The sequence below is a fragment of the Burkholderia sp. AW33-5 genome, from assembly GCF_053427615.1.
On sequence record NZ_JBSAXA010000110.1, the window covers coordinates 1 to 424 of the forward strand.

Below are 424 nucleotides of genomic sequence, written 5' to 3' on the forward strand. Positions count from 1 at the left end.
CATGCCGCGCAGCAAGTACGGCCAGATCTTGTGCTGCGCGTTGCGGCGGCTTGTGTTCGGCTTGCAGTACAGCGCCTCCACGCCCATGCTCTTCATCAGCGTGCGTACGCGACGGCGGCCGACTTCATGGCCCTCCCGACGCAACAGGCGCGCCAGCATCCGTGCCCCGGCAAACGGGAACTCCATGTGCAGTTCGTCGATTCGCCGCATCAACAACCAATCGGTTTCGCTGACCGGCTGCGGCCGGTAATACGCGCTCGATCTCGCGATGCCGACCAGTCGCGTCTGTTGCGAAACCGGCAGCGCATGCGTACGGTCGATCATCGTTTTGCGCTCAGCAATCCCGCCTTGGTGAGCGCACCTTCTAAAAAATCATTCTCCAGTGTCAGTTGGCCGATCTTGGCGTGCAACGCCGTCAGGTCCA

Annotated in this window: 1 pseudogene; it reads right to left on the reverse strand. The window is 61.8% G+C overall.

What is annotated here, in order from left to right:
• Positions 1 to 424 (reverse strand): annotated as a pseudogene (locus ACV22V_RS32590) (IS3 family transposase); the annotation flags it as partial.